This window comes from Pseudomonas sp. BT76 TE3572 (assembly GCF_050435365.1).
Classification (GTDB): Bacteria; Pseudomonadota; Gammaproteobacteria; order Pseudomonadales; family Pseudomonadaceae; genus Aquipseudomonas; species Aquipseudomonas fluorescens_W.
On the sequence record NZ_JBNDKE010000001.1, the window covers coordinates 4338115 to 4358245 of the forward strand.

The following is a 20131-nucleotide window of genomic DNA, read 5'->3' on the forward strand; positions in this document are numbered from 1 at the left end:
CGGTGACGATTTCGTCGCCGCACCGCATACTCGCGTCCAGTTGGCCTATGCTGCTGACAGCATGACGCTGGTCCATTTCCGAGGGATGTTCAATGTTCTACGTGCAACGCGATGCGCAAGGTCAGTTAGTGCGCGTGGAAGCCGCGGCCTACGCCGAGGCCACGGAAACACTGCCGGCCGACCACCATGAAATCCAGGCCTGGTATGCCAATGAAGTAGTGGAAACCAGCCTCAAACAGCTAAAGCAGAGCGACCTGGAAATGATCCGGGTACTCGACGACTTGATCCAGGTGCTGACCAGCAAAGGCGTGATCCGCGTCACCGACCTGCCGCCGGCCGCACAAGCCAAGCTGATGGACCGGACCCAGGCCCGTGAGGCGTTGGGCGGGTTGAGTCAATTGATCGATGATGATGAGCCGGGGTTGATCTAAAGTCCAAAGTTCATTGGTGTCTGCACTGACGCCATCGCGGGCAAGCCCGCTCCCACAAGGGCAATGCAAAACCCTGTGGGAGCGGGCTTGCCCGCGATGAGGGCATCACTGACGACTCAGCTCAAAAGCCTAATGCCAAGGCTTCGGCTCACCAAACAACTGCCCCTGAACCCCATACAATCCCATCTCACGAATCACCATCAACTCCCCTTCCGTCTCGACCCGCTCGGCAATCAACGGCAAATCGATGCTGTGCGCCGCCCGCTGAATCGCCTCGATGAACAGGCGCTTGTCACTCTCCTGATCAATCGCCCGGATGTAACTGCCGTCGATCTTCAGATACGCCAACCCAAGTCGCGCCAAGTTGCCGATCATGCTGAAGCGCCCGCCAAAGCGTTGCAGGCTCAGGGAGAACCCGAGCTCGTGCAGACGTCGCGTCAGCTCTTCCAGCATGGCTTGTTCCGGCAGCTGCTCCTCACCTATTTCCAGGGTCAATCGCTCCCCGAGATCCGAATGCTGACGCAGGATTTCAAAGACTTTATTCAACGCCTGCGGATCGGCCAGCGTGGCTGAAGACAGGTTCAGCGCCAGCGACTCTTCATGGTCGGCCATCTGCTCGAGCACCAACTCCAACATCAGCCGATCAAGCCGCGCGGTCCAGCCAAAGCGCTCGAGCCACGGCAGGAAGCGTCCGGCGGGAATGGTCTGGCCCTCGTCGTCGATCAAACGCGACAGCACCTTGTAGTGCAGCACCAACTGCGTGTCCTGGGCGGCCACCACCGGTTGGAAATACAGCTCGAAACGCTGCTGATTCAACGCCTGTTCCAGTAAGTTGTTCCAGGCATGATGGTCGTCGCCGACGCTGGCCGACGCGCTGTGATCCAGGCAAACCCAGCTCGAATCGCCCTGGCCTTCCGCCTGAGCCAACGCCTGATCACCCAACCCGAGTACCGCTTGCGGGGAATCGCCATAAACAAACGGCGCCAGCCCGATCGAGGCCACCGAGGCCACGTCGGTGGCGCCCGTCGCGTGAAGGCTGCCCAAGGCACTGTCGAGGTTCTGCGCCAGTTGCAGCGCTTCTTCGCGTACCAGCCCCGGCGCCAGCACGGCGAACTCACCGCCGCGAATCCGCGTGACGAGGTTCAGGGTTTCCGGGTATTTGGCGCACTCTCGGGACAACTGCTCGCCCACCGCTTTCAACAACTGGTCAGTGCGTTGACCGCCCAATCGCTGGTTCAACCCGGCCAGGTCGCTGACCCGCAATAGCAGCAAATAACCGGAACTCGCCTGCTCCGGATTGCTCACTCGGGCGTTCAATTGCATTTCGAAATAACGACGGTTGGCCAGCCCCGTCAGGTTGTCCTGATAGGACTCGGCCCGCAGCTTTTCACTGCGCTCGGCCTGTTCCTGGAACAGCGCTTTAAGCTTCTCGACCATCTGGTTCATGGCCTGCACAACACGCCGCAGCTCCGGCGTGCGCGGCAGTTGCGGCAGGCTGAGGAATTCGCGGCGAGCGATGGCGTGGGATTGCTTGACCATGTAATCCAGCGGCTTCAGTTGCCGGCGCAACAACAGTGCGCCCAGCACCGCGCTCACCGCACCGCAGATCAACAACCAGCCAAGACTGCCGAGTGCGCTCTGCCAGAGTTTGGCCAACGCGAACATCGGATGGCTGACCACCTCGACCCGCGCCGCCTGCTCCCAGCCACGGCTGACGAGGGCATCACCACCGGCCGCTTCCAGCCCGATCATTTTGACGAACCAGTCCGGCACGTTGTTCACCGCTGGAATGCCGCTGCGCTCGACGATGGTCTGATCGGTCTTGAGGTCGACCACGCGGATGCTCGCGTAATAACCGCTGTCGAAAATCGAGCTGACCAGCAACTCGACCATCGCCGGGTCGTCGATACTCGGCGTCAGGGACAGTGCCAATGCGGTCGCGGCGTCCTGGGCGTGGGAGCGCAACTGGTTGACGTATTGGGTGCGCGAGCTTTCCAGGCTGACCACGAAGCTTCCGGTGAAAGCGATCACCAGGAACAGACAGATAGCGATCAACAGCTGTTTGAACAAGGACATCTGAGCGCGTGCTCCTAGTTAGTCGTCTCGACCGGGAAACCTTCGGCCTGCATTTTCTTCAACACATCCTGCCAACGAGACAGGCGTTTGGTGTCACCGACTTTCTTGTTGCCCTTGGCGCCCGGCAGCCACAACCCTTCGGCATTAAAAGAGTACACCGGCAGCAAATCGGTTCGTTGGCTGGCCGGCTTGATCGCATCGATCAGGCTGTCGAGTACCAGCGGCATAGCCTCGGGGCTTGAGTAGTAGGTCAACACCATGTGCGCCCGATTCAGGCGCAAGGCCTTGACGTAAGTGATGCGCAGCTTGTCACTGGCCACGCCGAGATGACGCAGGCTGAAATACTTGGCGATCGCGTAATCTTCGCAATCGCCGGCGCCCTTCCAAAGGGCCTCGATGGGTGTTTCCCAATAATCGACCTCGTGCCACAGGTCGATGTCTTCCTCGTAACGCATCTGCTTGTTGAAGAACTGGTTGACCACTTTAAGCTGTTCGAGCTCGCCCACTTGTTTTTGCGTGACCAATAAGTACTGCCAGGCATCAATGCGTGGCTGTCCTTCGCCCAATGGCCCGTACAATGCCTGCGCGCGACGGCTGATCAGCGAAAAATCCCAATCGGCATGCAGCCCGCCCAGCATAACGCCGGCCAGCAGCAACGCGCAGCACAGCCAGCGCAAAGTCCGAGGGATCGCGAAACGTACCGCCAATGCGAGGCATCCAGGTCAGGCAAGTGGAAATCGGTCGATGGTGCAGGTTAGCCAAGTAAAAGACAATGGCACGGTGAGATCACGGCTGGCGCGCTAAACTTTGTATGGCAGGTGTCATTAAAAACATTGGGGCCACGTCAGGCTGCGCGCTTGTGTCCGTTTGACAACCTGTCAGGCAGTCACTAGTGTCCCCTTGGATCCAAATTCATTTCAGTCAAACAGGGTGCGTAGTTGTGACACAGAAGCCCAATCCTCTGAACAGCATCAAGGTCAACGGGCCGATTCCCGCTCACCTGGCACGCTCGGTGATCGAAGAAACCCTTCGCTCGGCCATTCTCGACGGTCGCATTCCCTGCGGCACCGCCCTGCGTCAGCAAGATTTGGCCGATCTTTTCGGTGTCAGCCGCATGCCGGTGCGCGAAGCTTTGCGCCAACTCGAAGCCCAGGCGTTGCTCAACGTCATCGCCCATAAAGGTGCAGTGGTCGCACCGCTGGTTCAGGGCGATGCCGTGGAAACCTACGCGCTGCGGATCCTGCTGGAATCCGAAGCCCTGCGCCTGTCGATCCCGTTGCTCGATAAGGAGGATTTCGAACAGGCCGCCCGCTACATCGACGAACTGGAAACGCAAAACAACTACACCGAAATCGGCCGGCTCAATCGGCTCTTCCACATGGCGCTGTACTGCAAGGCGCCGAACCAACGGCTGTTGAGGCTGGTGGAAGACGGATTGAACGAAGAGGAGCGTTTCCTGCGCTTCAACCTTGAAGCCATGGGCCTGGGCAAACTGTCCCAGGAAGATCACCGGGCGCTTTTACTGGCCGTCGAAGACCGGGACGTCGAGCGCGCAGTGAAGTTGCTCGAACAACACCTCAACCGGGGCGTCGAGGTCATCACACGCTACCTCAACAGCCCCGAAGCGCTGAACAAGAAAACCTCCAAGTAAACCGCGTCGGCAAGCCTGAGCGAGCAGATCGAACTGCTCATTCTCGCTTGCCGCGCTGCGCTACGCCCCTCTCTAAAGCCCTGCCCTCGATTTACCCCTCTCAAGACCCACAATGACTCCGAGTCGATGACGCGGCGGTGATAGCGGCTGTCGTGATTTACGCTCACTCTTGGGCTGCAAACAAACAATGAACGGGCGACGCACCGCACGAGCGGAGCAGTCCCCGCACCAAGAACCTACGGAAGGAGTCTTGCTACGGGAAAGGAAGAACCGGCGTTGATCCCAGTCAACTTCCGCCCCCTCAATTCACCTCAACGACTCAGTTAGAAAGTTGCTTCGAGTGAGGCATTCACTCTTTATATAAATTCTGACGCTTATCAGTCGGAAGGAGCAACTACGCCAAAATAAAACTTAAACCAAAAGTCTTATTGGAACTTCTCGCGCCGAATAAATATGAACTATTAATTAATTAAAAAATAACTTGCCCGACACTTTATTCGTGTATTAGTTTTTCTCCGCCGCCCTGAACACAGGCGGCAAGCCATTACCCGGCAACTTAATTTTAATGCACACACATCAATTAGTTTGAGGCGTTCACTCGCCAACAGAAAACTTAAACCGACAGTCACTTATTGATCACAGCACCCATAACGGCATTCCAGATCACTTATAGGCCCACTCATGAAAACGAATAAAGACCGCCTCAACCAGAAGAAAGCAGAACTTAGTGCGCATCCGATCTTCTCTGAAATTCATTCGCTGTCGGTACTTCAACGTTTCATGGAAACCCATGTCTTTGCGGTGTGGGATTTCATGTCGCTGACCAAACGTCTGCAACAGGAGCTCACCTGCGTGCAACTGCCCTGGTTGCCGCCAAGAGACCCGCAAGCGGCTCGGCTGATCAATGAAATTGTGCTGGGCGAGGAGTCCGATGACCGCCCAGCCCAAGGTCACTACAGCCATTTCGAGTTGTACCTGGATGCCATGCGCGAAGTCGGCGCCAGCACGGCGGTGGTCGAACGCTTCGTCGCGCTGCAAAAAGAAGGCGTGAGTTACGACGTGGCACTGCAAAGCGTGGACGTCGATCCGGCGGCAGCACAGTTCGTGCGCAACACGTTGCACACCGCGTTGCATGCGCCGGGGCACAGCGTTGCGGCGGCATTTCTGCATGGTCGCGAGAGCGTCATCCCGCAGATGTTCCAGCGCATTCTCGATGATTGGGGCATCGGTATCGAACAAGCACCGACCTTCCGTTACTACCTCGAACGGCACATCGAAGTCGATTCCGAAGACCACGGCCCCGCCGCTGAAAAACTCCTCGCCCGGCTGGTCAATGGCGATCCGCAACGCGAGGAAGACGTCTACGCCAGCGCCATCGCTGCCGTGGAAAGCCGCATCGCCCTGTGGGATGGCCTGCGCCTGAGCATGACCGAACCGGTCGCAGAGGTGAACGCATGAACGCCGCCGACTACCAATCCTTCGCCGATGCCTGGGAAAGCCGCGCGACCATCCGTACCCGCCCCCGGCGGGTGCTGGAGAACGACGACAAGCTGATCTATCCGTTGAGCCGCCAACCGTTGGTGCTGAGCGAAACCTTCCTGCGCGAATGCCCGGAGCAGCGCGACTTTGCGCTGGTGCAGACGCTCTACAAATTCATCAACGACGTGGTGATTTTCGAAACCGAAATCGTCGACAAGACCGCCCGCAGCATCGCCAAGAATCGCTTCGCCGTGGCCTTCCCGTTCGCCTGCCGCTACGACGCCATGACCGTGGTGGTGGACGAGGATTACCACGCACTCGTGGCGATGGATTTCATGCAACAGACCGTCGCCATGACCGGCATCACGCCCATCGAACTGCCGGATGAAATCGAACTCAGCCGAGCCATTCCAGCGGCCGTGGCGCTTGCGCCGGAACACTTGCGCAGCGCCGTGGAATTGATCTGCGTGGCCATCGCCGAGAACACAGTGACCGGCGATGTCGCCGCGTTCGCCAAGGACGACACGGTCAAGCAGTCGATCAAGGGCCTGATGGCCGACCACTTGCTCGACGAAGGTCGCCACTCCGGGTTCTGGGCGCGGCTGGTGCGCATCTACTGGCACACCGCGAGCGAAGACGACCGCCGCTGCATCGCGCACATCCTGCCGGTGTTCATCGGCCATTACCTGACCAACGACATCCAGAAGTCGTTCGACTTCCGGCTGATCGAATCCTTGCAGATCAGCGATGGCGCACGCCGCGCACTGAAGAGCGAAGTGTCGGGGCTGGCCTTCCCGATCAATCGCCATCACCCGCTGGTCGCCAACATCGTGCGGTTCTTCCGCAGCAGTTCGCTGCTCGATTCGCCGTGCGTGCAAGACGCCCTCAGCGATTACCTGGTTTAACGAGGAGCCCATCATGAGACGTCTCGACATTCTGCTCATTGGACACAGCCAGGCCTTGACTGACCTGGCGCTAGAACTTGAACAACACGGTCATTCTCTGGTGCGCCTGACAGCCGTCGACGAGCAGCCGTTGGGTAACGCTGATTTGCTGATCGACGACGCCAGCCTGCCGGTTCAAGACATCGGCGATGCGCCGCGACTGACGCTGCAACTGGGTATCGGCGTGCCTGGGATTTCTGGCCTGCCGCCGCTGGACGTACTGTGCACCTACGGTTCGACACTGTTCACTCGAGTGCCGATCACCGACGAACCTTCGGGCAACGGCCAGGCATTGCGTCTGCGGGCAGTGGCGGAACTGGTCGACCACGTGGCGCTGCTAGTCAGCCGTTTCTCTCGCGATGCCGACTATTTTCTGCTGGCCGACCCTGCTGTTCCCGCTCGTGTCGAGCACGTGGAAAGCCTGCTCTATTTGGAGAACCTGGCGTTTTTCCATCGACTCAATCTCACGGCGGCACCCGCACTGCTGGCGCTCAGTCAAATCCCGATGATCGAGCGGCTTGAGCAGCGCTTCATTCAGTGTGCCGAACGACCCGCGCTGAGCATTGCCGGCACGTCCCTGAGCTATCGGCATTTGCACGCCCACAGCCGCGCCATCCAGCAGCGTTTGCAGCCGTTGCTCGCGCAGCATCATGGGCCGTTGGTGATCGGGATCTGCCTGCCGAAATGCAGCGCGTTGTATGCGGGGATTCTCGCGATTCTTGGCAGTGGCGCCGTGTACCTGCCGCTGGAGCCGAGCCATCCTCTGCAACGTCAGCAGTACATTCTGGAAAACGCCGGGGCAGTGTTGTTGCTGCATGACGGTGAACATCCGCTCGCGGCGCAAATGCCGGGACTCGACATCAGCCGCATCGACATCGGCGACGTGGATCTCGATCAACCCTTGATGCGCCAACGACCCGATCCAGGCGCGCCGTGCATGGCGCTCTACACCTCGGGCACCACCGGCCATCCCAAAGGCGTGTTGCTCAGCCAGGCCAACCTCGCGCACTTCTCTGCGTGGTACGCCGACTATGTGCAACTGAGCGAGCACAGTCGGGTGCTGCAGTTTTCGTCGTTGAGCTTCGACTCGTCGCTGATCGATATCTTCCCGACCCTGCTCCAGGGCGCCGAGCTGATCGTGCCCGGCGACGATCAGCGCCGCGATCCGTTGCAACTGGTCGAGCTGATCCGCCATCAACAACTGAGTCACGCCTTTTTGCCGCCAGCGTTGTTGAGCATCCTGCCGCTGGATCAATTGCAATGCCTCGATCATGTGATGACCGGCGGCGATGTCTGCGAACCCTACGTCATCGAGCAGCTCACCCGTCAGGGCAACCTCTATAACCTCTATGGCCCGACCGAAGCGACGGTGCTGATCACCGCGCGGCAACTGCGCACCGGCGACAGCAACCGCACCCTCGGCGCACCAATCGCTAACAGTCAGGTGCTGATTCTCGATGAGGATTTTCAACCGGTGGCCGAGCAGACCGTTGGTGAGTTGTACATCGTCGGGCCGGGCGTGTGCCTGGGGTATCTGAATAACCCGCAGCAGACCGCCGAACGTTATCTGAACCTGAGCCTACCGAATGGCCAGGGCCTGCGCGCCTACCGCACCGGCGACATGGCGAAGTGGACTCGCGACGGCATCGAGCTGTGCGGGCGACGAGACAATCAGGTGAAGATTCGCGGCTTTCGGGTCGAGCCAGAAGAGATCGAGCGCTGCCTGCGCGACAGTCAGTTGTACCGCCAAGTGGCAGTGGTTATCGACAGCCATCGACGGATTCTGGCGTTCCTCGCGCAGCCTCAGGAGGATCAACCCGGCACCGCTCGCGAAGCCCTGAAGGCTCACTCAATGCAGTTTCTGCCAGATTACATGCAGCCCATCGCCTGGACCGAACTGCCGAGCATGCCGTTCGCCAGCAACGGCAAGGTCGACCGCAAGGCGCTGCTGGCGATGCCCGTGAATGTCTCCGAAAACACGCTGCGGCGCTTGCCCGTCAGTGCCGATGAGGCGCTGTTGTTGGAGATCTGGGCTGAGCTGCTGGAGCTGCCGGCCAGCGATATTTCCACCGACGAAAGTTTCTTCAACCTGGGCGGCCACTCGATCCTGCTGTCGCGCATGCTCTTGCGGTTGCGGGAAGAGTTCGGTCGCAGCATCTCGATCAACCGCTTCATCGAATTGCCGACCATCGCCAAGTTGGCGACCTTGGTGCGCGGCTCCGGCACCGAAGAGGTATTGAGCGAAAAGGCCTTGGCCGATGCCTTCCGCGAACTGGATATCCAGCCGTTGCCAGTCAACCGTATGGGCGATGTGCACAAGGTGATCGTGACCGGCGCCAACAGCTTTGTCGGCGTGCACATCGTCGAAGCGTTGCTCGCCTGGGGCGCCAGCGAAGTCGCCTGCCTGGTGCGCGACGGCGGTGGGCAATCGGCGGCCGAGCGTTTTGCCCATGCGTTGCGAGAAAACCGCCTGGAGCACCTGGACCTGAGTCGAGTGCGGGTTTATGCGACGGACATTACGCGTCCGTCATTGGGGCTCGAAGCGGATGTTTACGAGCGACTGGATCGGCAGTTCGGCGCGTTGGTGCACAACGCCGCCAACGTCAATCACGTACTCGATTACGAGTCGTTGGCGCGGGACAACGTCGAGCCGATCTTCGAGTGCCTTAGGTTGTGCGAAGGACGCAGCAAAAAGATCTTCAATTTCGTCTCGACGCTCTCGGCCTCCAGCACGATTGCCGCCGATGGCCGAGTGCTGGAATTGCCCGCCGCGCAAACCCCGCCGATCTACATCAAGAACGGCTACAACCTGTCCAAATGGGTTGGTGAGCGGATCCTCGAACGCGCTCGCGAACGCGGCGTACGGGTCAATCTTTATCGTCCCGGCAACATCAGTTTCAACAGCCTCACCGGTGTCTGCCAGCCTCACAAGAATCGCTTGATGCTGATGCTCAAAGGCTCGATCCAGCTCGGCCAAGTGCCGGAGTTCGCGCTGAATTTCGACCTGATGCCGGTGGACTTTCTCGCCCGGTTCATCGCCTTCCATGCCAGCCGTTATTCACCCGAAAAAGCGGTGTTCAACCTGCACAACCCCGAGCCTCTGAGCTGGGATGCCTACGTCGCCTCATTTCGTGAGGCAGGTCGGGAGTTTTCCATGGTCAGCGTCGCCGACTGGCAGCAGCAATTGGGCCGGGTCGACAGCGAAAACGCGTTGTTCGGCGTGCTCGGTTTCTACCTCAACGGCTTTGAGGAAGACATCGGCGACATCTCAATGATCGGCCACGCCAACGCCCAGGCGGGCGTTCGGCAGATGGGTGCGCATTACCCGGAAAAATCCCCGGCGCTGCTGCGGCGCGGCTGCGACTACCTGAAAGAAATCAACTTCATCTGACTCACTCAACCGGAGCAAAACCATGAAAACCCTACAACCCGATACCCTGATCAAAAATCCTCAAGGCTGCCATGTCGTGTCTTCAGTGGAAGTGCCGGCGAATGCCGCGCAGGTCTGGGCGGTGGTCGGCAACTTTGCCGGCTTCGATCAATTCATTCCGGCGCTGTCGCACATTGAAATGACCGGAGAAGGCGTGTCGTCCCTGCGCAAAAAATTCTTCAGGGACGGCAACCTGGTGGTCGAGCAACTCAACTCCCGGGATGACCAGGCACTGAACATGACCTGGACCACGATTTACAACACCTTGGGCGTGGCCAATTTATGGGCCGCGATGAGTGTTGAACCGCTGGGCGCGGGCAAATCCCGAGCGACCTGGACCATCATCGCCGAACCCGTACAAAACGACGCCGAGGCATTGCCGGGGTTCAAGGATTTCGTTCAGGGCTTTGCCGATGATTCGATGAACAATGTGCTGAAGCTGTTTGCGTAAGGCATGAAAAAGCCCGCTGTTGATAACTCCACAGCGGGCTTCTTTTACATCGTTTGATCAGATTTTGAAGCTGTCGACCAACTGCTTCAACCGGTTCGCCTGCAGGGACAACGCATCGCAATCCTTCAACGTTTCATTGAGGTTGGCCACGCTCTGCTGGTTCAGCAGGTTGATCTGGTTAACGTCGACGTTGAGGGTTTCCACGACTGCCGTTTGCTCTTCGGTCGCCGCAGCCACCGACTGGTTCATGCCGTCGATTTCGCCGATGCGCTGGGTCACGCTGACCAGTCGCAGACCGGCCTGGTTCGCCACTTCGACGCTCTGTTCGCTGGAGACCTGACTGGCGTTCATCGTGGTCACCGCTTCGCGAGAACCGATCTGCAGCGAGGTGATCATCTTGTGGATCTCCTCCGCCGATTCCTGGGTACGGTGAGCAAGGTTACGTACCTCGTCCGCCACCACAGCAAACCCACGACCGGCTTCACCGGCACGGGCCGCTTCAATGGCGGCGTTGAGCGCGAGCAAGTTGGTCTGCTGGGAGATGCCTTTGATCACATCCAGAATGTGCCCGATGTTGTCGGTGCTGGCATTCAGGGTTTCGATCTGCGTGCAGGACAGGCTGATTTTCTGCGACAACTCCGTCATCGCCAGAATGGTTTTCTCCACCACCTGACGACCGTCATCGGCCTGCTCGCTCGCGCCGCTGGCGTGCTGGGAAGCATCGGCGGCGTTGCGGGCGATTTCCTGGGTGGCGGCGCCCAACTGGTTGATCGCCGCGGCCACACTGTTGGTGCGGGCGCTTTGCTCGTCGGAGCCGACGATCGAGGCGTTGGACGAAGCCATCACCCGTTGCGACAGGTCGTGAACCTGGCGGGTTGCCGACGACACTTCGGAAATCGACGCGTGAATTCGCTCCACGAACTGGTTGAACGAACCGCCCAGCTCACCGAACTCGTCTTTGCTTTCCACGGCCAGACGTCGGGTCAGGTCGCCCTCGCCTTGAGCGATGTCTTGCATCGCACGGCTCATGGTGGTCAGCGGACGCATCAGCACGTTGATCAGCAGGCTCAGCAGCACGGCAATGGCCGTCACGGCGATGAACATCGCGATCAGCGCAGAAGTACGGAACTGGCTGAGTGGGGCGTAGGCCTTTTCCTTGTCGATCGACAGACCGATGTACCACTCGGCATTCGGCAGACCACTGACCGGCGTGAACGAAAGGATACGGTCCTGCTTGTTCAGGGTGACTTCCTGATTGCCCTTCTCGATGCGCACACCGGCGTTCGGGTAGATGTCCTTCAGGTTTTTCATCACCTGGTCTTTGTCCGGGCTGACGATCACCTGACCGTCGGCGCTGACCAGAAATGCGTGACCGATGCCACCGAAGTCCACCGAGTTAATGATCTTCACCAGGGTTTCCAGGCTCAGGTCACCACCGACCACGCCGAGCAACTCGCCGTTCTTTTTCACCGGCAGGGCGATAGTCACCACCAGGCCACCGACTGCGGCCATGTAAGGCGGGGTCAGCATGGTCTTGTCGGCAGCCACGGCCTGTTTGTACCAGGGACGCTGACGCGGATCGTAACCGTCAGGCATCTTCGCGTCCGGGCGCTGAGTAAACACGCCGTTGGCCTGACCCACGTAGGTGAACTGGAAGTTCGAGGTCAGGGCCGGTTGATTGACCAGCCCCGGAAGGTCGGCATTGGCGCCTTGATGGGCAACGTTTTGCGCGAGGTTTTCCAGCACCAGCACACGGCCGCTCATCCAGTTCTGCACGCTGCTGGCGGTCAGATCGCCGGCCTGCTGGACGCTCGACTCAAGGTTTTGGCGGATGGTGTTTCGCTGCAGATAGTCGTTGTACAAAGTGAACAACGCAAAAGCCAGCACCACGACGCCGGAAGCGGCCAGAAGGATTTTATGGCTGAATTTGAGATTCATTTGATGGGACTTCTTATGCAAAAAAGTGGGGATGCGTTCCGAGTTGCAACATTCCATGTAACAGCGCAGGCAGGGTTCTGTAGCCGCTCTACTTTGGTGCACGCATGTCTCATCAGGCTGTCGGCCCAAACCGGAGAAAACTTAGGGGTTTGTACGAAATGATCGGCATTCCTGTCAGATACCCGCCGAACGGTGTGTCAGCGCGCCTGATCAGTCTATTTTGTGATGACGGTTATTCGTGCGGCAGTTGCAAATTTCCCCGCGCCTACGTCAGCAATGCGACGTCTGGCGGGCGAACACCATGAAGACGAACCGGCCCTGGAAGTGGAAGCGCATTTGCAGCTGATGACCCATTGAGCCTTTAGCGAGCCCATAACGACAAAACCCCTGTCTGCGTTAGCAGACAGGGGTTTCGGAATTCAATCTTGACGATGACCTACTCTCACATGGGGAAACCCCACACTACCATCGGCGATGCATCGTTTCACTGCTGAGTTCGGGATGGGATCAGGTGGTTCCAATGCTCTATGGTCGTCAAGAAATTCTGTGACTAGCCCGTTACGGTGTAACGTGCCAGCAAAACTGGTGACTTCTACTAAAACAAAACCCCTACCTGCATACGCAGATAGGGGTTTCGGAATTTAATCTTGACGATGACCTACTCTCACATGGGGAAACCCCACACTACCATCGGCGATGCATCGTTTCACTGCTGAGTTCGGGATGGGATCAGGTGGTTCCAATGCTCTATGGTCGTCAAGAAATTCGGTAGCCAGGTCGTTTGCCTTAACGGCTCACGCTCCAGCGAATGGGTATGCGATAGTTTGGTGTTTTGTGAGTATCTCGAACTTTCGGTTCGTTTCGTCTTCACACACCGCAATCTGGTGCCTTTTCAGGTCAGCAAATTGCTTGGGTGTTATATGGTCAAGCCTCACGGGCAATTAGTATTGGTTAGCTCAACGCCTCACAGCGCTTACACACCCAACCTATCAACGTCGTAGTCTTCGACGGCCCTTCAGGGGACTCAAGGTCCCAGTGAGATCTCATCTTGAGGCTAGTTTCCCGCTTAGATGCTTTCAGCGGTTATCTATTCCGAACATAGCTACCCGGCAATGCCACTGGCGTGACAACCGGAACACCAGAGGTTCGTCCACTCCGGTCCTCTCGTACTAGGAGCAGCCCCTCTCAAATCTCAAACGTCCACGGCAGATAGGGACCGAACTGTCTCACGACGTTCTAAACCCAGCTCGCGTACCACTTTAAATGGCGAACAGCCATACCCTTGGGACCGGCTTCAGCCCCAGGATGTGATGAGCCGACATCGAGGTGCCAAACACCGCCGTCGATATGAACTCTTGGGCGGTATCAGCCTGTTATCCCCGGAGTACCTTTTATCCGTTGAGCGATGGCCCTTCCATACAGAACCACCGGATCACTAAGACCTACTTTCGTACCTGCTCGACGTGTCTGTCTCGCAGTCAAGCGCGCTTTTGCCTTTATACTCTACGACCGATTTCCGACCGGTCTGAGCGCACCTTCGTACTCCTCCGTTACTCTTTAGGAGGAGACCGCCCCAGTCAAACTACCCACCATACACTGTCCTCGATCCGGATAACGGACCTGAGTTAGAACCTCAAAGTTGCCAGGGTGGTATTTCAAGGTTGGCTCCACGCGAACTGGCGTCCACGCTTCAAAGCCTCCCACCTATCCTACACAAGCAAATTCAAAGTCCAGTGCAAAGCTATAGTAAAGGTTCACGGGGTCTTTCCGTCTAGCCGCGGATACACTGCATCTTCACAGCGATTTCAATTTCACTGAGTCTCGGGTGGAGACAGCGCCGCCATCGTTACGCCATTCGTGCAGGTCGGAACTTACCCGACAAGGAATTTCGCTACCTTAGGACCGTTATAGTTACGGCCGCCGTTTACCGGGGCTTCGATCAAGAGCTTCGCGTTAGCTAACCCCATCAATTAACCTTCCGGCACCGGGCAGGCGTCACACCCTATACGTCCACTTTCGTGTTTGCAGAGTGCTGTGTTTTTAATAAACAGTCGCAGCGGCCTGGTATCTTCGACCGGCATGGGCTTACGCAGTAAATGCTTCACCCTCACCGGCGCACCTTCTCCCGAAGTTACGGTGCCATTTTGCCTAGTTCCTTCACCCGAGTTCTCTCAAGCGCCTTGGTATTCTCTACCCAACCACCTGTGTCGGTTTGGGGTACGGTTCCTGGTTACCTGAAGCTTAGAAGCTTTTCTTGGAAGCATGGCATCAACCACTTCGTCACCCAGAGGGTAACTCGTCATCAGCTCTCGGCCTTGGAATCCCGGATTTACCTAAGATTCCAGCCTACCACCTTAAACTTGGACAACCAACGCCAAGCTGGCCTAGCCTTCTCCGTCCCTCCATCGCAATAACCAGAAGTACAGGAATATTAACCTGTTTTCCATCGACTACGCTTTTCAGCCTCGCCTTAGGGACCGACTAACCCTGCGTCGATTAACGTTGCGCAGGAAACCTTGGTCTTTCGGCGTGGGTGTTTTTCACACCCATTGTCGTTACTCATGTCAGCATTCGCACTTCTGATACCTCCAGCAAGCTTCTCAACTCACCTTCACAGGCTTACAGAACGCTCCTCTACCGCATCACCTAAGTGATACCCGTAGCTTCGGTGTATGGTTTGAGCCCCGTTACATCTTCCGCGCAGGCCGACTCGACTAGTGAGCTATTACGCTTTCTTTAAAGGGTGGCTGCTTCTAAGCCAACCTCCTAGCTGTCTAAGCCTTCCCACATCGTTTCCCACTTAACCATAACTTTGGGACCTTAGCTGACGGTCTGGGTTGTTTCCCTTTTCACGACGGACGTTAGCACCCGCCGTGTGTCTCCCATGCTCGGCACTTGTAGGTATTCGGAGTTTGCATCGGTTTGGTAAGTCGGGATGACCCCCTAGCCGAAACAGTGCTCTACCCCCTACAGTGATACATGAGGCGCTACCTAAATAGCTTTCGAGGAGAACCAGCTATCTCCGAGCTTGATTAGCCTTTCACTCCGATCCACAGGTCATCCGCTAACTTTTCAACGGTAGTCGGTTCGGTCCTCCAGTTAGTGTTACCCAACCTTCAACCTGCCCATGGATAGATCGCCCGGTTTCGGGTCTATTCCCAGCGACTAGACGCCCTATTAAGACTCGCTTTCGCTACGCCTCCCCTATTCGGTTAAGCTCGCCACTGAAAATAAGTCGCTGACCCATTATACAAAAGGTACGCAGTCACCCAACAAAGTGGGCTCCCACTGCTTGTACGCATACGGTTTCAGGATCTATTTCACTCCCCTCTCCGGGGTTCTTTTCGCCTTTCCCTCACGGTACTAGTTCACTATCGGTCAGTCAGTAGTATTTAGCCTTGGAGGATGGTCCCCCCATATTCAGACAAAGTTTCTCGTGCTCCGTCCTACTCGATTTCATGACTAAGAGATTTTCGCGTACAGGGCTATCACCCACTATGGCCGTACTTTCCAGAACGTTCCGCTAATCTCAAAGCCACTTAAGGGCTAGTCCCCGTTCGCTCGCCACTACTAAGGGAATCTCGGTTGATTTCTTTTCCTCAGGGTACTTAGATGTTTCAGTTCCCCTGGTTCGCCTCTTAAGCCTATGTATTCAGCTTAAGATAACCATCTTATGATGGCTGGGTTCCCCCATTCAGACATCTCCGGATCAAAGTCTGTTTGCCGACTCCCCGAAGCTTTTCGCAGGCTACCACGTCTTTCATCGCCTCTGACTGCCAAGGCATCCACCGTATGCGCTTCTTCACTTGACCATATAACCCCAAGCAATCTGGTTATACTGTGAAGACGACATTCGCCGAAAATTCGATAATACTCAATTAAGAGCAACTCACAAATTTTACCTTAGCCTGAGCCGTTACCAGTGAAAGTAACGTTCAGTCTATCTTTCTATCACATACCCAAATTTTTAAAGAACGATCTAGCCAAAGACTAGAAATCAACATTCACCATCATCACGATGGAATGCTCATTTCTAAGCTTTCAACAACAGAAGCAGTAGTGGTGGAGCCAAACGGGATCGAACCGTTGACCTCCTGCGTGCAAGGCAGGCGCTCTCCCAGCTGAGCTATGGCCCCGTATTTCTACAGGTTCCCACACAAAATTGGTGGGTCTGGGCAGATTCGAACTGCCGACCTCACCCTTATCAGGGGTGCGCTCTAACCAACTGAGCTACAGACCCAATTTCGGGCTGCTTCTTTATCGTCTTCTTCAATGAATCAAGCAATTCGTGTGGGAACTTATGGAGCAGCTGATGTCGTCGATTAAGGAGGTGATCCAGCCGCAGGTTCCCCTACGGCTACCTTGTTACGACTTCACCCCAGTCATGAATCACACCGTGGTAACCGTCCTCCCGAAGGTTAGACTAGCTACTTCTGGTGCAACCCACTCCCATGGTGTGACGGGCGGTGTGTACAAGGCCCGGGAACGTATTCACCGCGACATTCTGATTCGCGATTACTAGCGATTCCGACTTCACGCAGTCGAGTTGCAGACTGCGATCCGGACTACGATCGGTTTTCTGGGATTAGCTCCACCTCGCGGCTTGGCAACCCTCTGTACCGACCATTGTAGCACGTGTGTAGCCCAGGCCGTAAGGGCCATGATGACTTGACGTCATCCCCACCTTCCTCCGGTTTGTCACCGGCAGTCTCCTTAGAGTGCCCACCATTACGTGCTGGTAACTAAGGACAAGGGTTGCGCTCGTTACGGGACTTAACCCAACATCTCACGACACGAGCTGACGACAGCCATGCAGCACCTGTCTCAATGTTCCCGAAGGCACCAATCCATCTCTGGAAAGTTCATTGGATGTCAAGGCCTGGTAAGGTTCTTCGCGTTGCTTCGAATTAAACCACATGCTCCACCGCTTGTGCGGGCCCCCGTCAATTCATTTGAGTTTTAACCTTGCGGCCGTACTCCCCAGGCGGTCAACTTAATGCGTTAGCTGCGCCACTAAGAGCTCAAGGCTCCCAACGGCTAGTTGACATCGTTTACGGCGTGGACTACCAGGGTATCTAATCCTGTTTGCTCCCCACGCTTTCGCACCTCAGTGTCAGTATCAGTCCAGGTGGTCGCCTTCGCCACTGGTGTTCCTTCCTATATCTACGCATTTCACCGCTACACAGGAAATTCCACCACCCTCTACCATACTCTAGCTTGTCAGTTTTGAATGCAGTTCCCAGGTTGAGCCCGGGGATTTCACATCCAACTTAACAAACCACCTACGCGCGCTTTACGCCCAGTAATTCCGATTAACGCTTGCACCCTCTGTATTACCGCGGCTGCTGGCACAGAGTTAGCCGGTGCTTATTCTGTCGGTAACGTCAAAACACTAACGTATTAGGTTAATGCCCTTCCTCCCAACTTAAAGTGCTTTACAATCCGAAGACCTTCTTCACACACGCGGCATGGCTGGATCAGGCTTTCGCCCATTGTCCAATATTCCCCACTGCTGCCTCCCGTAGGAGTCTGGACCGTGTCTCAGTTCCAGTGTGACTGATCATCCTCTCAGACCAGTTACGGATCGTCGCCTTGGTGAGCCATTACCTCACCAACTAGCTAATCCGACCTAGGCTCATCTGATAGCGCAAGGCCCGAAGGTCCCCTGCTTTCTCCCGTAGGACGTATGCGGTATTAGCGTCCGTTTCCGAGCGTTATCCCCCACTACCAGGCAGATTCCTAGGCATTACTCACCCGTCCGCCGCTCGCCACCAGGTACAAGTACCCGTGCTGCCGCTCGACTTGCATGTGTTAGGCCTGCCGCCAGCGTTCAATCTGAGCCATGATCAAACTCTTCAGTTCAAACATCTTTGGGTTTTTAAGAAACCCTAAACTTGGCTCAGCAATCGTTGGTTACATCTTTGATTTCTCGCGGAGTAACTTGTGATGCTGATAATCTTGTTGACTATCAGTCTGACTCCACAAGCACCCACACGAATTGCTTGATTCAGTTGTTAAAGAGCGGTTGGTTAAGATCTTTCGTCTCAACCGAGGCGCGCATTCTACAGCAGCCTCTGTTGCTGTCAAGCGGTTATTTTTCGAAGTTTTCAAAGTTTCCTTTGCAACTTCAACCACTTGCGCTTTCGATCTCTCGTTAGCGGGAGGCGAATTCTACAGCGTTACTCGCTGCTGTCAACACCTCTTTTGTTCCGCTTTCGACCGAGAAGATCGAATCGTCAAAAGAGCCAAACCACCTTGCTCTTTCAACTCCTTCTGGGCTTCGATGAGCTGAAGCCACTCGCTGTCGAAAACTGCGTAACTCGTTGTTTGCCAAGGAGTTTTCCGTTTCGACTGCGCCGGAAGTGGGGCGAATTATAGACTTCCAGAATCTGCCGTCAACCCTTAATTGCGCTTTTCTATCAAACACTTGCAGAACGCCGAAAAGCAGCCCGTTACCTCTCTATATAGGAGAGTAAAACCACTCCCTCTATATAGAAGAAATCCTCAGAGCACCCCGGCCTCTTTGAACGCAGCCACAACGCTGGCATCCAGACCCAACACCCGCTGCAGAACCTCCAACGTATGCTCCCCTAATAGAGGAGGCGCATTGCGATACTCCACAGGCGTTTCGGACAGTCGAATCGGACTCGCCACCTGCGGCACCATCCCGGCCAGCACATGGGGCAGCTCGATCGCCAACCCGCGCGCCTTAACCTGAGGGTCCTCAAACATCTGAGCCAGGTCATTGATCGGACCGCACGGCACACCTGCTTGCTCCAGCTGCAGCACCCACTCAGCAGTCGTCTTGAACACAGTCGCCTGGCGAATAAGCGGAATCAACACCGCACGATTCGCCACCCGCAACTTGTTGGTCGCAAAGCGTGGATCATCTGCCCACTGCGGCTGACCAGCCACTTCAGCAAACTTGCGAAACTGTCCGTCATTACCCACGGTGAGGATGAAGTCTCCATCCGCCGTAGGAAAGTCCTGATAGGGCACGATATTCGGATGAGCATTACCCAGGCGCTTCGGAGCATTGCCCGTGGTCAGGTAATTCATTGCCTGGTTAGCCAGACAAGCCACCTGAACATCCAGCAGCGCCATATCAATATGCTGACCGCCACCGTCATGATCCCGATGCGCAAGCGCCGCTAGGATCGCCACGGTCGAATAGAGACCGGTCAAAATGTCTGTCAGCGCCACGCCGACTTTCACCGGCCCGGCACCTTCATCGCCTTCAGGTCGCCCCGTCAGACTCATCAGACCGCCCAGCCCCTGGATCATGAAGTCATAACCCGCGCGCTTGGCGTAAGGGCCTGTCTGACCAAACCCGGTAATCGAGCAATAGATCAGATTCGGATTGATCGCCTTTAGAGACTCATAGTCCAAACCATATGCCGCCAGCCCACCGACCTTGAAGTTCTCGATCAGGATGTCCGACTTCGCCGCCAGATCACGCACCAGCTTCTGCCCTTCAGGCCGAGTGAAGTCGATGGTCACCGATTGCTTGTTGCGATTGGCCGACAAGTAATAGGCGGCCTCGCTAGTGTTCTCGCCGTAAGCGTCTTTAAGGAAGGGAGGCCCCCAGGCGCGCGTGTCATCGCCATTGCCCGGGCGCTCGACCTTGATCACCTCGGCGCCAAGGTCCGCCAGTATTTGCCCGGACCAAGGCCCGGCCAGCACCCGCGATAAATCCAGTACCCGTAGATGCGAAAGCGCGCCCATGGCGTT

Annotated in this window: 10 protein-coding genes, 2 tRNA genes and 4 rRNA genes; 6 read left to right on the top strand and 10 right to left on the bottom strand. The window is 56.7% G+C overall.

Going from position 1 to position 20131, the window contains the following annotated elements:
- The first annotated feature begins 92 nt into the window (after nucleotides 1–92).
- Complete coding sequence (locus ABH912_RS19600; protein WP_033056176.1) at nucleotides 93–431, top strand: hypothetical protein; 339 nt, start codon at nucleotides 93–95, stop codon at nucleotides 429–431.
- Nucleotides 432–560: 129 nt separating this feature from the next.
- Here ABH912_RS19600 and lapD read toward each other — a convergent pair whose 3' ends face one another.
- On the bottom strand, nucleotides 561–2507 hold the full coding sequence (gene lapD, locus ABH912_RS19605; protein ID WP_033056175.1) for a cyclic di-GMP receptor LapD: 1947 nt from the start codon (nucleotides 2505–2507) through the stop codon (nucleotides 561–563).
- Between the two features lie 14 nt (nucleotides 2508–2521).
- Nucleotides 2522–3214, bottom strand: a complete 693-nt coding sequence (gene lapG / locus ABH912_RS19610; RefSeq protein WP_429511431.1) for a cysteine protease LapG — start codon at nucleotides 3212–3214, stop codon at nucleotides 2522–2524.
- 233 nt (nucleotides 3215–3447) lie between these two features.
- Here lapG and ABH912_RS19615 point away from each other — a divergent pair, with 233 nt between their 5' ends.
- From ABH912_RS19615 to ABH912_RS19635, 5 genes are all read left to right on the top strand, one after another.
- A complete protein-coding gene (locus tag ABH912_RS19615; RefSeq protein WP_033056173.1) occupies nucleotides 3448–4158 on the top strand; it encodes a GntR family transcriptional regulator in 711 nt (236 codons plus the stop codon).
- Between the two features lie 681 nt (nucleotides 4159–4839).
- Nucleotides 4840–5616: a DUF3050 domain-containing protein gene (locus tag ABH912_RS19620; protein WP_429511432.1), complete on the top strand. Its 777-nt coding sequence runs from the start codon at nucleotides 4840–4842 to the stop codon at nucleotides 5614–5616.
- Nucleotides 5613–6542 (top strand): diiron oxygenase, encoded by a 930-nt coding sequence (locus ABH912_RS19625; RefSeq protein ID WP_033056171.1) that lies wholly within the window; start codon nucleotides 5613–5615, stop codon nucleotides 6540–6542. Before ABH912_RS19620 ends, ABH912_RS19625 begins: the two co-directional genes overlap by 4 nt.
- A gap of 13 nt (nucleotides 6543–6555) precedes the next feature.
- The gene (locus tag ABH912_RS19630) at nucleotides 6556–9972 is read left to right on the top strand and encodes an amino acid adenylation domain-containing protein (RefSeq protein WP_429511433.1); all 3417 of its coding nucleotides are present in this window, start codon (nucleotides 6556–6558) and stop codon (nucleotides 9970–9972) included.
- Between the two features lie 22 nt (nucleotides 9973–9994).
- Nucleotides 9995–10462: an SRPBCC family protein gene (locus ABH912_RS19635; RefSeq protein WP_429511434.1), complete on the top strand. Its 468-nt coding sequence runs from the start codon at nucleotides 9995–9997 to the stop codon at nucleotides 10460–10462.
- A gap of 57 nt (nucleotides 10463–10519) precedes the next feature.
- On the opposite strand, the gene ABH912_RS19640 is transcribed toward ABH912_RS19635, so the two are convergent.
- From ABH912_RS19640 to ABH912_RS19675, 8 genes are all read right to left on the bottom strand, one after another.
- Nucleotides 10520–12400, bottom strand: coding sequence for a methyl-accepting chemotaxis protein (locus ABH912_RS19640; protein ID WP_033056167.1), 1881 nt, complete (start codon nucleotides 12398–12400; stop codon nucleotides 10520–10522).
- A gap of 423 nt (nucleotides 12401–12823) precedes the next feature.
- Nucleotides 12824–12939, bottom strand: a 5S ribosomal RNA gene (rrf, locus tag ABH912_RS19645).
- 106 nt (nucleotides 12940–13045) lie between these two features.
- A 5S ribosomal RNA gene (rrf, locus tag ABH912_RS19650) occupies nucleotides 13046–13161 on the bottom strand.
- A 159-nt stretch (nucleotides 13162–13320) separates the two neighbouring features.
- Nucleotides 13321–16212: ribosomal RNA gene (locus ABH912_RS19655) — 23S ribosomal RNA — on the bottom strand.
- A gap of 248 nt (nucleotides 16213–16460) precedes the next feature.
- Nucleotides 16461–16536, bottom strand: a tRNA-Ala gene (locus ABH912_RS19660).
- A 27-nt stretch (nucleotides 16537–16563) separates the two neighbouring features.
- Nucleotides 16564–16640 (bottom strand) — tRNA-Ile (locus ABH912_RS19665).
- A gap of 83 nt (nucleotides 16641–16723) precedes the next feature.
- Nucleotides 16724–18262 (bottom strand): 16S ribosomal RNA (locus tag ABH912_RS19670).
- The 16S, 23S and 5S rRNA genes sit together here with 2 tRNA genes alongside, the layout of an rRNA operon.
- Nucleotides 18263–18904: 642 nt before the next feature.
- Nucleotides 18905–20125, bottom strand: a complete 1221-nt coding sequence (locus ABH912_RS19675; protein ID WP_033059889.1) for a CaiB/BaiF CoA transferase family protein — start codon at nucleotides 20123–20125, stop codon at nucleotides 18905–18907.
- Nucleotides 20126–20131: the final 6 nt, after the last annotated feature.